The sequence below is a fragment of the Pedobacter sp. MC2016-24 genome, assembly GCF_015223055.1.
Classification (GTDB): Bacteria; Bacteroidota; Bacteroidia; order Sphingobacteriales; family Sphingobacteriaceae; genus Pedobacter.
This window is the reverse complement of record NZ_JADFBX010000003.1, coordinates 289,610-304,805: the sequence shown is the minus strand read 5'-3', so window position 1 is coordinate 304,805 and position 15,196 is coordinate 289,610. Positions and strand designations below refer to the sequence as shown.

9 protein-coding genes are annotated in these 15,196 nt (G+C 41.9%); 1 reads left to right on the top strand and 8 read right to left on the bottom strand.

All coding sequences use genetic code 11. The annotated features are described in order from the left end of the window. Positions 1-5: 5 nt before the first annotated feature. From IM797_RS09710 to IM797_RS09675, 8 genes are all read right to left on the bottom strand, one after another. A complete protein-coding gene (locus IM797_RS09710) occupies positions 6-2,435 on the bottom strand; it encodes a zinc-dependent metalloprotease (protein ID WP_194126917.1) in 2,430 nt (809 codons plus the stop codon). 8 nt (positions 2,436-2,443) lie between these two features. After that, a complete protein-coding gene (locus IM797_RS09705) occupies positions 2,444-4,891 on the bottom strand; it encodes a zinc-dependent metalloprotease (RefSeq protein ID WP_194126916.1) in 2,448 nt (815 codons plus the stop codon). 78 nt (positions 4,892-4,969) lie between these two features. Next, positions 4,970-5,911, bottom strand: coding sequence for a putative zinc-binding metallopeptidase (locus IM797_RS09700; RefSeq protein ID WP_194126915.1), 942 nt, complete (start codon positions 5,909-5,911; stop codon positions 4,970-4,972). A gap of 28 nt (positions 5,912-5,939) precedes the next feature. After that, positions 5,940-7,451, bottom strand: a complete 1,512-nt coding sequence (locus tag IM797_RS09695; protein ID WP_194126914.1) for a RagB/SusD family nutrient uptake outer membrane protein — start codon at positions 7,449-7,451, stop codon at positions 5,940-5,942. An 8-nt stretch (positions 7,452-7,459) separates the two neighbouring features. Then, positions 7,460-10,996 (bottom strand): SusC/RagA family TonB-linked outer membrane protein, encoded by a 3,537-nt coding sequence (locus tag IM797_RS09690; protein WP_228098783.1) that lies wholly within the window; start codon positions 10,994-10,996, stop codon positions 7,460-7,462. A gap of 229 nt (positions 10,997-11,225) precedes the next feature. After that, positions 11,226-12,365 (bottom strand): FecR family protein, encoded by a 1,140-nt coding sequence (locus IM797_RS28675; RefSeq protein WP_194126912.1) that lies wholly within the window; start codon positions 12,363-12,365, stop codon positions 11,226-11,228. Positions 12,366-12,434: 69 nt separating this feature from the next. Continuing rightward, positions 12,435-13,022, bottom strand: coding sequence for an RNA polymerase sigma-70 factor (locus tag IM797_RS09680; protein WP_194126911.1), 588 nt, complete (start codon positions 13,020-13,022; stop codon positions 12,435-12,437). Positions 13,023-13,095: 73 nt separating this feature from the next. Next, positions 13,096-14,139, bottom strand: a complete 1,044-nt coding sequence (locus tag IM797_RS09675; RefSeq protein WP_194126910.1) for an AraC family transcriptional regulator — start codon at positions 14,137-14,139, stop codon at positions 13,096-13,098. Positions 14,140-14,274: 135 nt separating this feature from the next. On the opposite strand from IM797_RS09675, the gene IM797_RS09670 reads away from it, so the two are divergent. After that, positions 14,275-15,195, top strand: coding sequence for a hypothetical protein (locus IM797_RS09670; protein ID WP_194126909.1), 921 nt, complete (start codon positions 14,275-14,277; stop codon positions 15,193-15,195). The last annotated feature ends 1 nt before the right edge of the window (position 15,196 follow it).

The following is a 15,196-nucleotide window of genomic DNA, read 5'->3' as shown; positions in this document are numbered from 1 at the left end:
CAGTTCTAGTTCGTTTTCTGGTTCATATTCCGTTGAATTTTTTCTCTCATTACTTTGTAATGCTCACGTGCCGAAGCATCCTGATGTTGCGCTCCCAGCATTCCAATCTGCTCCATCGTTCTTATAAAGTAAAGATGAAGTACTTCGTTGGAATCAGTCAACCCACCCGTGATGTTATTTTTCGCTACTGCTGTAGCAAGATCATATACAAAATTGGTTTGCATCAGCATCCGATAATCATCCACAGGCACTGTGGTACTAAAATCTTTAAAGATGTAATGATCTATGTCGTTGAAAAGGTCGGTTACGGTATAAGCTTCCTTGCCCAATGCATATTCAGCCTGGATCAGGTTGTTCAGTACTTCAGGCGTAATAAATTTCTTCAGGGCATCCTGTGTACTTCTACCCATCTTTGCAGATTCAGATTCTGAATTCAGTTGATTTAGCCTTTTACTTTGCATCCAGGAAGGGGCACCATTAAAAAACCACTGATTTAACAAGGCCATCGCCTTTTGCTGATCTTTTTTTGGTGTATACACTACGCCAATGTCGTTATAACCCTTAAGCAACGGACGCATGGACAATCCGCCAATATATCCCACTACATGATCTGTGTATAATTGGTAGCTGATTTGAAAAGCTTTAGAAAGCGCCTTAAAATTTGACCAATCTTCATCTTTATCGTCCATTGCTGCAGTGAGCTTCTCCATTTGCGGGTAGTAAAGCTGAATGTTTTTCATACCCAGCTCAGAAGCTGCCAACAAGTCAGACGACAAATCTCCTTTGCTGGTCAAAGGGTCGCTTTTATTTTCTTCCAGATACAGCAGTTCGGCATTTGATAATTTGAGCGATGCCAGCATTTTCTTTTCGGCAGCAGAATTTGCGAATACGCGGTATGCCCAGCCAATTGCCATTTTATCATATGCACCAACACGAGGCATCAGGTCAGAAATGTCCACCTGATCTTCCGGCTGTACGACATAATTAAATTGCAGGTCATCTGTAATTGATGATGTGAAACCATGGTCTTTTAACCAGGCCCCAGACCTGAGTTGTTTAGGTGTATAGGCCGCACTGCCTCGAAAATTAGGCACCATACCAAGAAGTTCAGCCAGGCCTTGTGCCACCTTCCATTCCATCATTTCTCCCCTCACTGCAGGATTATATAAGTTTTTCATAACCCGTGGATCTTTAAAACCACATTTGGCAAAATAAGAAGGCAGCAAATCGTCAGAGACGATTGCATCAATATTCATTTTTGCAGCAAGAATCTCCCCGGTACGCGGGTCTGTAACGGCATTGGTTACCACTCCTTTGAGTGCATTCCCCCATTTGATGAGAATCTTACCCGAGGACAACCAGCTATCGCTTTCATCTGTAGCCACAACCAGAACATCCTTAAATCCTGCGGCACTAAAAGCACTGTTCCATTGCTGTACAGCTTTTTTGATATATGGCACAAACAGTGCAGGGGTTGCAGGATCAATAAGTACCTTAATTTGCTTTTCCGGAACTACCAGTTCACCTGCAAAATAACGCCTCTGATCAGCGGCTTTTACACCAATGTTCCATTTTGTAATTACTTTTACATTTCTTACGCCATAAATATTTTTGCCGAAATCGTTGTAATTGACCGTTCCAAAACCTATTCTGGAATCTGCTTCCCGAACCTTCATTTGCGCAGCAGGCAAACGCTGGATGACCAGATCCAGCACAAAAGCAACGGCTTTGTCTACCGCTTTGCTGCCATTGTAACTTTGTCCTGGCGTAGTTTGAGTACGTAATACGCTGAATACGACCCCATTTTGCGAAGCCCTTACTTTTTGCACACCGGAACGCGCTGCATCAGAGTTGTTAAGACTAACTACTTCTTTAAAAGAAAACAGCTCACCACTTTCCAGCAAATGCCTGGTGATGTTGAGGATGTAACTACCTTTTGTTTTGCCAAGAGCCTCTATCGGCATGACAAAACTAACAGGAACAAGATTAGATTTTTGAACCAGCGCTTCAATACCCTGGTTAAAATCGGGCGAAGCCGCTTCTTTATAAACCGCTTTAGTTACATTGATGTTATTACCCGTACCTTTACTTAAACGGATCACCCCGGAAGATTGGGCGATGTTACTTCCATATCCGCGGGCAATATCACCAATGATTAAAAGGTCTGAATTTAAAGCAGATTCCGGTACTTCCAGGAAGTATTTTGAGCCATCCTGGTAAACAGGAAACTCCCCCGCTGTAACTGTCATATTTTTTTTAAAAAACTTATCGAAGGCCATGGGTTCCGTTTTCGGTGCTTCGCCTTCTGTAGCTGGCGCAGGTGCCACGGTTTTCTCCTGAGAAGCTGTTGAAGATTTACTGGTCACCTGTGCCTGTATGCCTGCAGCGCTGAATAATAAAGTGGCACTGAACAGGGTAGAATATATATATTTCATGGTTATAGTTATTTAGTTAGATAAGCATCGTTCCTTCCAGTATTCCAAACTTTAATCATGTTTGCGATGGCAGTAAGGTGGCTTTTAGAAATAAAGTCGGTTTGAAGTGCTGCAGCAGCTTCAGCTTGTGTTGATGTCATTCTTAGCAATTCGGTCATTTTTAAATCGACGTTATTGGGAAAAGTACCAGGGTTATCTACATGCCTCAGTACTGAATTTAGAAAAGTCCGTTGCAGCATCCTGTTGTAGCGCGATATGGGCTTACCACTTTCAATGTCTTTGAAAATAACCCGGTGCAAGTCCGTCAGGAACTCAGCAGCTGTATAATCCTTGCCGCCTGCAATGTCTTCTACTCTCGATAATGCAGAATACTTAGACAATAATCTGCCGAGCAGATCACCATAACTCGCTTCTACGTCTGTATCAAAATTAAATCTGGTTTTTGCCATGATATCCTCAGGGTAAAGCCATTTTGGTTCCGTAAACATATATTGGGTTAAGTAGTCCATGGCTTCTTTTTGCTGTGCCCTGCTTACCGGAACGAAGTTGCTTTTGTTTTCTGCCCGCAAGGCATTGTCCGTAAAAACGCCGCCAATATTTTTCACTACATGTTGCAGATACTGGTAATACCTGCCCTGCACGGCGCGGTACATTGACCTTAAGCTCAGGTAAGCATTGTCGTCACCTTCGCCCCATTTGTTCAGGTTCGCCATAATTATCTTCAGGTTTTCCACACCGAGTGCATTGGCTTTCATATTGTTATCTCCAATATCTTCACTCTGGACCCTGGGGTCGTAGAAGTCTCCCTCTTCAAAATAAAAGAACCGTGGGTCCTTTCTCTTCTCGGAAACCCATGAAGTCAGCTCATCTGCTGCAGTTTGCGCATCTTTCTCCGGCATAAACCTATAACCCCATTCAATGGCATAATCGTCATACACACCTACCACAGGGAGCAGGTCTGCAGGTGTCATCTTATCTCCTGGCTGGGCCGCATAATTAAAACGCATATAATCCATCACAGATGGTCCAAAGCTATTTTTACGTACAAAATCCCTGTTACGAATACTGTCTACAGCATACGATGAGCTGCCAGCAAAGTTGTGTCTTAAACCCAGGGTATGTCCAACTTCATGAGTAATCACATTCCTGATGAGTGTACCCATGAGAGACTTATCCATGGGAACCTTACGCGCACCCGGATCTGTAACAGCACACATAGAAAAATACCAGCGTTGCAAGAGTTCCTGAATGTTGTGAAACACGGCAATGTGTGAGGTCAGAATTTCGCCTGAACGGGGGTCTACAATTTGAGGCCCATAAGCATTGGCCATTTCAGACGGTTTGTAGGAGATGTAAGAATATCTCGCGTCTTCCATTGTATAATCCGGATCTTCAGCAGCCGTTGGCGCCAGTTTCCCCGTGATGGCATTCTTGAAGCCTATTTTCTCAAAACTTTTGCGCCAGGCATTGACCCCGTCAATCATATAAGGGATCAGGTAAGCAGGCGTATTGCGATCAATGTAAAATACAATGGGCTTTGCCGGTTCAACCAGTTCTCCGTTCTTAAATTTTTGAAGATCTTCTGGCCTGGGTTCTATACGCCACCGGTTCGCCACCGTTAAAAACTCATTCTTTTCCGGGTTCCTATCGTAGTTTTTTAAACCTGTTAAAAAGTATCCAATCCTTTTATCTGCATAGCGCTTTGCCATGGGCACTTCTGGCAACAAAAACCAGGAAGATCCAACTTCCCACATGGTTGGGTTTGTTTCTTCTTTTTTTGCGGGCATTCCTGTTGCATTAGGTGGGCCTTGTGCCGCCGGAGCAGCCTCGCCATAACTCTTAATGGAACGAAAAATTACATTATTTTCAAATGCACTTACACCAAGAACCTTTGATTTCTGCGGTTCAAAAGCACCCAGTTTCAATTCAACGGCAGCCCCTTTTAACGAAAACAAATCATTGTCTCCAGCAAACAAACTGGTAATGTCAATCACTGAACTTGCATTTCCTGTAGCTACAATATCAAAGGCAAGCAGGCTAGGCACTAATTTCGCTTTAAGTGCATTAAAATACATACTCATGGTATCGGTTTCCATGGCAAACTCAGGTGCAATAAGGTTCATCTTTCCGTTGATGCCTTTATTAAAGCGGATCACCCGGTCATTAACCGCATCTCCGGCAAAACCGAAACGCATGGCTGGATTTCTTTTGCGCTGCGCAGAGCCGCTAATGATGGTAATGCTGGTGAGGATGTCACGGCCCAGTAACTGATCCGGAATTTCGATGAAATATTTATCATCTTGTACAATGACGTTAAACATGCCTTTATACTGTTTTGCGGCAGGTTTAGTGAAGGTAGCTATCGTAGGTACCTTCACTTCTGTTTGCGCATTTGCACAAAAGAATGCTGATACCGTCAGCCCCAGGCTGAGGAACAAAATTTTAATAGGTTTCATATTTGTGTTTAATGATAGATCAGGAGTGTATGTGCCTAAAACAGGCACAACACTCCAAATGCAATTCATGTTGGTGTATTATAATCCTCTTGATGCGTTACCAATTTTCTGCAAGTCCACCTGATACGTATTGATGAAATAGTTTCTAACCATATTGTAGCGCTTTTTGATGAGTCCGTTGGTATCTTTCATGGGGTTTAAAATCCCAACTGCACTGGTATTGGTATTGGTGACTGCACGGTTCAGATCCGCTTCAGACCAGGTCACCATAGCCAGGATGTAGGCGGTCCAATCTGCCGTTACATTACTCGAATAATACAGACTGATGATCCCTTTTCCATAAGCAATGGCCTGTGTGGTATTACTTACGGTATAATCTGCACTATTGGTAAATTCTGCTGTCGGCTTAATCAGGCCACGTTCATTGATGCTTTGAAAAAATACCAGGTTCAGCCTGGCTAAAAAAGCTACCTTGTCCGCAGCTGTCATGCTCGCAATGGTTGCATCTCCATAATTAACAGCGATGTTATCATAACTATAATAAGCAGGGATCTTCTTCACCCCCTTGGTTGCTGTATAAACAGGGGTAAAAACATAGTTGGTATAAATAGAATCTACCTGGCTGCACAGTAAAAATTTAACAGGTAAAAACTTTTTTAAAAACGCAGTCGGATACAGGCTAAATAAGCTTTTATCTAATAATTCCAACTGTGACGTAATGTAATCTTTATTTGAAGGAGACACTTCTGCACCAGTACTCCATGTACCACCAGTACCGGCAACTGGTTTTTTAATTCCAGTTGGTGTCCAGTAGGCGTCTTTTTCACTAAACTGGTATAAAACATAACTACCATATTTCTGGTAATAACCAACAATAGTTTGGTCATACGCAGCGTTACCTTGTGGCAATTGATAAGTATCATCAATACCAGATGCGGTTAAAATACTGTCAGATTTTTTGCAGGAACTGAAGCCTAAAGCAAGAAAAATGACGGTTGATATAAATATATACGCTTTCATAACATTAAATTGTTAAATAATCATTCAGTTATCTTGGGTTTTGAATCAGACTGGTATTTGCCAGTACTGCATTGTAAGGTATAGGCAGTGCATACAGCGGGCTGTTTGCAGGTAATGTAAAGGTGGTCGTCACATTATCAGAACCTGTATACACATGGGTAACGCCCAGGCCCCATCTTTTTAAATCGATAAATCGATGACCATCTTCCAATGCCAGCTCCCTTCTGCGTTCTTCCTGGCAAAACTTGTAGAGTCCGGCTCCATCCGTAATGTTAACCGCAACATAAGCTGTATTTCGTGTGTCGTAACGACTTAACCTCAAAGCATTCAGGTCTGCCAGTGCAGCTGTTCTATCGGCAACATTCCCCGTATTCAAAAACTGGCGGGCATAAGCCTCAGCACGGTTCAAATAAAGTTCCGCAACCCTGAAACCTTTAGTACCGTAGGTTGTGTTGATGGTATTTTTTCCGGTACGGTACAGGAATTTCGCTCCGTTAGCCGTGAAAGCCTGAAAATAGTATTGATAGCGCAAATCTCCATAATTACTGGTCCCAGTTCCCTGGTTATATTGCGTTAGCAAACTTGTAGAAGCGGTAAAAGGAGGTAAGGAACGGCTATCCACATTTACAGCTAAAAGACTGGGATGGACACTCGTAGAAGCAATCCAGATCACTTCCGGACTGGATGAATTGTAAATGCCATTCGCAGTAATGCCTCCGCTAGAGGTAATGAAAGTGGTCAAAGCAGTCAGTGTCGACCGTCTTTCCAATGCCCTGGTGGCATATTGAATTGCTTTTGCCCAATCGGTATCCAATCCCCTGTATAAGTAAAACCGCGATAAAAGTGCATTAGCGGCATCACGGCCTACCCTGAATACCGTACTAGGCGTGTAATTATTTCCCAACAGGTCTTCGGCCTGGATCAGGTCTTTTTCAATCTGATCATACACTTCCTTCAGCGTATTTCTGGCAATTCCCCCATCTTTTACCTGGCTGCCCAGAATCAGGGGAACCCCTAAACTTTTTTCAGGATCTACACCAGGAGCATTGTATAGCTGTGCATAAGTCGTCACCAATTTCAGGTAATAATAAGAACGCAATAAAAGACATTGCCCAAGGATCGCATTTTTGTCTACATCTGTCCCTTTCACCTGGTCCAGGTAGTCAATAATGACGTTACAGCCCTTAATTTTCAGATATAGCTTGCTGTATACATTCGAACCATCAGCTACAGGATTGTTCTGATCAAACATGGTCGGATCAAAAGTAAACATCGGAGTAGCCGCCTGCAGGGTATTTAGATAATCAGGAATCGGCGCCCCATTAACCGGCACCAATGGATTGTTCTGAACATCATCGGTCAAGGCATCAAATGTTTCCATATAGGCATTATAAGGATAAGCCTCACTATACATCAAAGCGGTCAAATCATCTGTAGAGCCCGGGCGCATTTCGTCCTGACTGTACTCTGCAAGAAATTTTTTGCAGGAGCCCAATACTGTAGTCGTCAATATCAGTGCATATAAAAAATACTTTTTCATCTGCTTAATTATAAACTTAGGTTTAAATTGAATGTATAAGTTCTTGTTCTTGGCTGGCCTCCGGTAGCCACTTCAGGGTCAATCCCTCTAAAGTCCCCACTATTAATCGCAAATGGATTGCTTACACCAGCACCAATAAACACGTTTTTACATTTGAGGCGCTTTACGATATATTCAGGTAAAGCATAACTCATGTTGACGTTATTACAGCGCAAACTGGAAGCACTCACTACACGATCGGTGCTGTAATTGTATAACATGTATAAACTTTTATACGTTTGGTCAGCATTTGGTAGGGCCACACTCGGCAAACTTCCATTAGGTAAGGCTGGTACGGTTCCATTCGGATTAGCCGGAGTCCAGCGATCCAGAATTAAACGCGAAAGATTTTCATATTCCGTAGGTAAGCCACTGGTATTGGATGCATAATTGTATAAGGGTGCCAGGAATTTCTTGCCACCCACCTGCAAATTAAATGAGCTGCTCAGGCTCAACATTTTATACCTGAAGCTTAAGCCCAGCCCGGAAGTAAAATCCGGATCAAGTTTCCCCATATACTGCATAAATGATGTCGGATCTTTTACATCTGCTCCCGGCGCAACGCCAAGGTCAAACATCGGCTCTCCATTTGTAGCATTGATACCTGTAAATTTAAAGGCATAAAATCCAGAAACAGGTTTTCCTGCTACATTGAGCGTACCAGAAGCTGCAGTTCGCCAGCTCACCACCTGTGGTCCTGTTTTAACCACAATATTTTTGTTTTTTGAAGTATTCAGGCTTACCGACCAGGTAAAATTCTTGGTTCTTACCGGAACAAAGTTCGCGCTCACTTCATAACCAGTGTTGTTCATCGATCCGCCATTCACTAACATTGAACTCACCCCATACTCCAGGGGAACCGATAAATTGGTAATTAACTCCCTGCCACGTTTGGTATAATACTCTACCGAACCCTGCACCTTATTGCCAAATAAACTCCAGTCTAAGCCAAGGTTCAGGCTGGCATTTTCTTCCCAGCGCAGGTCGCCATAAGGTAGCGAACCGATCGCCAGCAATACATCGCCGGTCATGGTATCTGTTGTATTCGCTGGTGCACCAACAGGTGTTTTAATGATCAGGTCCGGACTCACATTTGCTGCAATATTCCGCTGGTATCCGAAAGATCCGCGCAAGCTCAAACCATTCATCCAGCCGCTGGTGTTAAACCATTTTTCATTGGCCACGTTCCATCTTAAACCTCCAGCCCAAACCGGGTTAAATTTCTCATTGGTAAACTGGCCAAACCGGTTTGAGCGGTCATTTCTTACACTAAAGTTCAATACGTAGCGATTGTCATAAGCGTAACTTGAAGTCAGATACAGACCCAGTGTATTCGTTCTGCGATCTGTAATTGTAGGGCTCAAACTTAGCAATGGATTTATTGTTTTTGCTGTGGTATAGGTTAACGGTAGCGCGGCAAAAGATTTACCCCGGTCCCGCAGATAACCATAAGCAGTTGACTGGAATCCCTCATAATGTGTGCTGTTCATTTCCTGACCAAACATCACAGCCACCGTATGTTTCATTCCAAAAGTTTTATTGTACGACACGCTATTCCTCCAACTCCAATTGGCATTGGTGTTGGTCGATTCGTTGTATTCGCCACCAACAGGCACCCTTGAATTGATGTATGCGGGATCAGTAGGTTTAATTCCCACTTCAGCAAATCTGATTGCCCTGGACATATATTCTGTCCTGTCGGTTGCATAAGTCACACCATTGGTAGCCGAACTGTTGTAATTAAATAGCGTCTGAAAGCGAAGATCTTTAGAAAACTGATAATTCACATCTATACTTCCATTTGTAGAAATGGTATTGTTGGTATTACCAGTCTCATCACGTTCATTGATGATGTTGAACAGATACCCCGAACTGGTTTTATAAAAATTCAATTCGCCATTACCCTGATATGCTGGTATTACCCGGTTAATCTTAGTGGCATAGTCATATGGATTGACCTGGTAAAAACCGTTGGTGGTGTTTTTTGCAGCCGATAAGCGGATGCCTACATTCAAATTCTTAAACAATTGCGAGCTCATGGATAAACTTCCATTCATCGCACGTGTATCGTTACCTATCGCTGTGCCATTGGTTGCGTTGTAGCCAAATGATGAATAATACCTGGTGTTTGTATTTCCTCCGGAAATGCCCAGGTTATGGCCCATACTAAAGGGTGCGCGAAACAAAATCTTAAACCAATCGGTATTGGCAGTCTCCATCGCCGCAACCCTGGCATTAAATTCCGCTTCGTTAATCGTTTTCAGGTATAAATACTCATTTAATGCACCGGCATAACCGATGCTATTGTTTACAAAAGGAGCTGTCAGTCCTCTTTGAAAGATCTCTCTCGAAACCTCCACACGTTCTTTCGAATTCATCAGGTACAACTTATTGTAGTTTACCTTTTCAGTAGTACTCAGATTTGTGGAATAATTAATGGCCGGCGGTCCCACCTGGCCCTTCTTTGTCGTGATTACAATGACACCATTTGCCGCCCTAATGCCATAAATAGCTGTAGCGGAAGCGTCTTTAAGCACAGTAATATCTTCAATATCATTTGGATTTAACCATCGAATGGAATTTCCAACAAAATTCCTGATGTAATCAAAATTATCCGAATTGATATCTCCTGCTGTATTTAACGCCTGGGCTTTAAATGGTAAAGGATCTTCCTGAATAATTCCGTCAACTACCCATATAGGCTCTTGTGTACCGATTAAAGTAGAAGTTCCCCTTACCCTTACATTCTGTTTTGTACCAACCAGCCCGCTGGTATTGGTAACCACCACACCGGCCAGTTTACCTTGTAAAGCCTGCTCTATGGTATTTACACCATTCAGGTATAGATCTTTAGCCTGGATAGAAGCGGTCGACCCAACTACATTACTTTTTTTCAGCACCTGATATCCAGTGATCACCATTTCTTCGATCTCCTTCACAGCTTCCTGTAAAGTTACATCCAACACCGATTCGCCTTTACAACTCAGCTCCCTGCTGGCCAAGCCGATATAGGTAAAAATCAGGGTAGCTGGCCCCTGATCCGGAACATCGATCCGGTACCGGCCTTCTTTATCTGTGGTGGTTCTGATGTTCAACTCCTTAGACAGCACATTTACTCCTGGTATCGGTTTTTTGTTTTGATCACGTACCGTACCTGTTACCAGTCGGTAGGCCATTTTTACCGGCAAAGTGACATCTGAACCGGATTCCTCTGTTTTTCGCTTTACAATAATCGTCTTATTTTTAAGCGTATACTTTAATGGCTGCCCATTAAAACACAAAGCAAGTACATCCGGCAGGGAAACTTGTTTTACATTTATGCTAACGGTTTTAGCGTCATTAATTTGCGAAGAAGTGTAAATGAAATCATAGCCTGTTTGTATCCTGATTTCTTTAAAAATATCAATCAGACTGGCGTTCGATTTGGAGATCGTGACCGCCTGGCCAAAGCTTGTTGCTTTTACCTGGAAAACAAATACGGCGAGCAGAATAAATGTCAGTTTCATTATTCGAACTATTGGACTTAAGGAATACGCGTATAGCCTAGCCCTTGAGAATATGGAATATTTCATATATTTGAGAAGCATGTCCAATGCTGTAAAGCATTGGCATGTAAGTTTGGGTTAGTGGTTTAGTTGATTCAAGCAATTTTATCTATAGTTTGGCCCATGACTTCCGGCCGGGGGTGCTTCGACTCACTCCCGGTTTCTGTTTTAAGGGCCATCATGTGTAGCATTATGGCATAATGATCACCCTCCTTCCTTCAATCTTAAATTTAACATATCCGGTTTCCTCCAGCGATGCCAGCACCTCGGCAATTGGTTTCGATCTTGAGATTGTACCTCCAAATTTCTCCCTGGTAATGGCCCCTTTAAACACAATATCTACATCATACCAGCGACTTATCGCCCGCATTACGTTTTCAATATTCTCATCGTTAAACTGGAAATTCCCATCCTTCCAGGCCACCACATCACTTACATTGACACTGGAAACCTCAATCCCGGCACCATTACTAAAAGCTTGCTGCCCTGGAACAATAATTTTACGCTCAGCTCCAGCACTCACTTTTATGCTTCCCTCCAGCAAGGTTGTACGTACACCAGGTTCATCCTCATAGTTTTTCACATTAAAATGTGTTCCCAACACCTCAATCTCCTGTTTATTGGTGACCACAACAAAAGCCTGCCGCTTTTCGTGCCCACCTTGTTTGACGTAAGCTTTTGAAATTTCGAAATAAGCTTCCCCCTTCACTTCTACCCTCCTGTCCCGCTGCCCATCAAAATTTGAAGGAAAGGTCAAACTACTTGCAGCATTTAACCACACCTTAGATCCATCGGGTAAACTAATCTGATAAGTGCCGCCCATTGGAGTAGTCACCGTCATGGCTGTAGCATGTCCCAAATGCTCATCAGCCCCATTCAGTTCCGTACCATCACTATAGGTAAGTTTAGTGGCATCTATGACTACACCATTTTTCTGGTCACTAAGTGTAATCAGCTTGCCATCAGACAGCTTTAAGACCGCTGTATTTTTACCCGGACTGATTACCTGGTCCGCCTCAAACAAGCGGTTATATACCAGCAAGCCTCCCAACATCAGCAGTAATACCGCAGCAATACTATACCACTTAGACCATGAAATCATTTTCAGTGGTTTTTGCTCATCACGATCAATCCGATGCATGACTTTAGTGTATAATCTTGCTGCAAGCTGGTCCTGGCTTTCGGCCGTAGGATGCGCTACAAAAAGCTCTTCATCATTAAAAGAAGCATACCATTGTTCATAATATGCTTTTTCTTCAGTCGTGATTGTCCCTTTTTGCCATTTATCAGCAAGTTCAGGAATTGAATATATAGGATTTTGATGTTTCACTGTGATGACATTTACTATATAGTCACAACTAAAGCACCTAACCCTATATTCGTATTAAAAAAAATGAAATTATTTTTTTAACAGATACAAAATTAGCGGAATGCTTATTTCCAGCTTATTTTTCAAGGTGTTTATCGCTCTTGTAATATGTGCTTCTACATTTTTTTCAGAAACACCCAGCTCTCTGGCAATCTCGGCATTGCTTTTATACGATTCCCTGCTCATTTTAAAAATAATCCGGCACTTCTCCGGTAATTTATCAATATAATGATCCAATTGTTGTTTCAATTCTTTCTCAGAAAACCAAAGCTGGGTACTGTCAACACCATCATCCAGCATACCAGCACCTATATGCGATGAAATTTCGGCAGCCTTCCTGTATTGGCGTGTCTGCCGGTTGATGATCTGGTATTTCACAGCTGCACTCAAATACGTATTCAGACTATGTTGTATGGCTAAACCTTCTCTTCTTTTCCATAAGCTGAAAAAAACATCCTGAACAACTTCTTCAGCCTCAAGGTTATCGTCCAGCCGGTGAGTGGCTACGACATAAATCTTGTCCCAGAAACGTTTGTAAATTTCAGTAAATGCAGCATGGTCATGTGCCCTTAAAAGAACCACAAGTTCCTGTTCAGAAAGTGAGCCATAGCCAGTCATGATATCTTTGCCCTATAAAAAGATTTATAATACAAGAATAACCAATTATTGACAAAAAAGAGAAAAGGTAAAATTATAATTTAGCAAGATATTCACTTGGCGACAGGTGTTTAAAAGTTTTGAATGCCCGGTTAAAGGTAACTGTTGAATTAAAGCCAGAATTGATGGCGATTTCCTGTAAAGCGCAATTACTTTCTGATTTCATCAACTGGCAGGCATGCTCCACCCTTAATGAATTGATGTAGTTGTGATATCCTTGTTTCATCCGTACGTTCAGCACCTGGCTCAGGTAGTGTTTCGGAATTTTCAATAACATAGCCAACTCTTGCAGTGAAAGTTCATTTTTAAGGTACACGCGATCTTTCTCCATCAATTCGATTATTCTTTGCTCATAATGCAGTAAATCCTCGGCTGATAATGTCGACTTCTTATATTGTGGCAAATCCAACTCCTGTTCTTCAACATCCGGACGGTCATTACGCTTCTGATACAACGCTCCATAAGTGTAGATGAGTAAACTGGACAAGAACATGATGCCATAAACCATAGCACTTAAGCCATCCCCGCTTGGCTCCAGTCTTTTTCCATACAAATTAAAAAACAATAAAATCATCACCCTCCAGGTGAGTAAGATCAGCACGCAAATGGTAAAAATTTTAAAAGACCTGTGAACTTTGCGGCCATGATTTTTAACCGCAATTAACACGGTATAAAACAACGTAGATACTACGGAGGCACTTTTGAACACGAACAGATGGCTGCGGTCAAAATCAGCCTCCAACCAATCGCAGATCAGTAAAACTATGAATACAGCCAATAACAAGACGGGTAAGGCCATATGGAGCAAAATTGTTTTTTGGGGTATGCGATTCCGGTCGTAGGCGATAATCATAAAATAAACCAGGGGACCGTAAAATGCAAGAAAGGGAGCAAGTTGATTAAAGTAGACGATGTCAGGAAAGAATAGTCTATACCCTATAATACATGTTGAATTTACAGCAATCAGGCAACTTGTCCACCAAACAAGCCCATTGGTCAATACAGCAGGCTTTAAGCCAGCCAATTTAAAGCAATTGTAGATGGAGATTAAAAGCGTGAGGGTTAATAGAATAATCATAGTGAAGTGTAACAGCAAATTTAAAAAAAATGATGACATAGCGATCCAGGCAATATTTCTATAAACCCGAACAGATGTTTGTAAATTGTCTTATATTGAACGCATCTTAACCAGCACAAAAAAGATTTCTACAGTATGGCCATATCAAACGCTTTAGAATTAGTCATTCATAAAACATGGTCGAAATATAAATCTTACGTTCATAGCGTCATGTACGATTACACCGCGGGAAAGATCAATATTGAACATTGGCGAAACGAGCTTTTCATCGTCATCATGACCTATGCGCTGCCATTGAGTCTTTTTGCGCTATTACCAAGTATGCTCATTGAATACCTGGAAGGACATTTTTTAATTCTACTTTTTGAGGCATTCGCTTTACTCACCATTGCCGTAATCGTGTTAAACAAAAAAATTAGCCTGCATTACCGTAGGTTACTGGTATCCACAATCACACTTATATTTTCTATCATTATTATTGTCATTCTGGGTTCATTCACCGTAGGCTTTATCTATCTGTTTTCATTGAGCATCTTTATCTCTACACAATTTCCCGGAAAAAGTGCCTTCTACGGATGTGGGGCATCACTTATCGTTTGCCTTGCGCTGACCATCATCTTAACCTTTCATCTTTTTTCGATTCCCATTCACAGCCATGTAACTGCCAGTCGCTGGATTATTTACTCCGTAAATTTCTTATTTATAGATGCCGTAGTCGTATATATCATATACAGGCTAACCAATGATGTAGAAAAAAAACTGATTAGAGAATCTTTTCTGTATCAGGAATTAAAAAAACAAATTTCATTAAAAAATGAACATTTAAGCTCCGTTGAAAAACAAAACATCAAGCTAAAAGAAATCGCCCACATGCAATCTCATGTCATCCGAGTACCCTTAGCCAATATTATGGGATTGTCAAATTTGATCATTCAAAGCAATATTTCAGAAGAAGATCAGGAATTACTGGTCTATTTCGATAAATCCATCAAACAATTAGACACCGTAATTCAAGAGATTGTCAGTCAAACCTCTAACCAGGAAAAATTAAAGTAAT

What these genes read in the sequence shown, in the direction of transcription:
- IM797_RS09680 (WP_194126911.1), bottom strand. Translation starts at nt 13,022, where the DNA reads ATGACTGGCTATGGCTCACTTTCTGAACAGGAACTTGTGGTTCTTTTA.
- IM797_RS09705 (WP_194126916.1), bottom strand. Translation starts at nt 4,891, where the DNA reads ATGAAACCTATTAAAATTTTGTTCCTCAGCCTGGGGCTGACGGTATCA.
- IM797_RS09700 (WP_194126915.1), bottom strand. Translation starts at nt 5,911, where the DNA reads ATGAAAGCGTATATATTTATATCAACCGTCATTTTTCTTGCTTTAGGC.
- IM797_RS09690 (WP_228098783.1), bottom strand. Translation starts at nt 10,996, where the DNA reads ATGAAACTGACATTTATTCTGCTCGCCGTATTTGTTTTCCAGGTAAAA.
- IM797_RS09695 (WP_194126914.1), bottom strand. Translation starts at nt 7,451, where the DNA reads ATGAAAAAGTATTTTTTATATGCACTGATATTGACGACTACAGTATTG.
- IM797_RS09670 (WP_194126909.1), top strand. Translation starts at nt 14,275, where the DNA reads ATGGCCATATCAAACGCTTTAGAATTAGTCATTCATAAAACATGGTCG.
- IM797_RS09710 (WP_194126917.1), bottom strand. Translation starts at nt 2,435, where the DNA reads ATGAAATATATATATTCTACCCTGTTCAGTGCCACTTTATTATTCAGC.
- IM797_RS09675 (WP_194126910.1), bottom strand. Translation starts at nt 14,139, where the DNA reads ATGATTATTCTATTAACCCTCACGCTTTTAATCTCCATCTACAATTGC.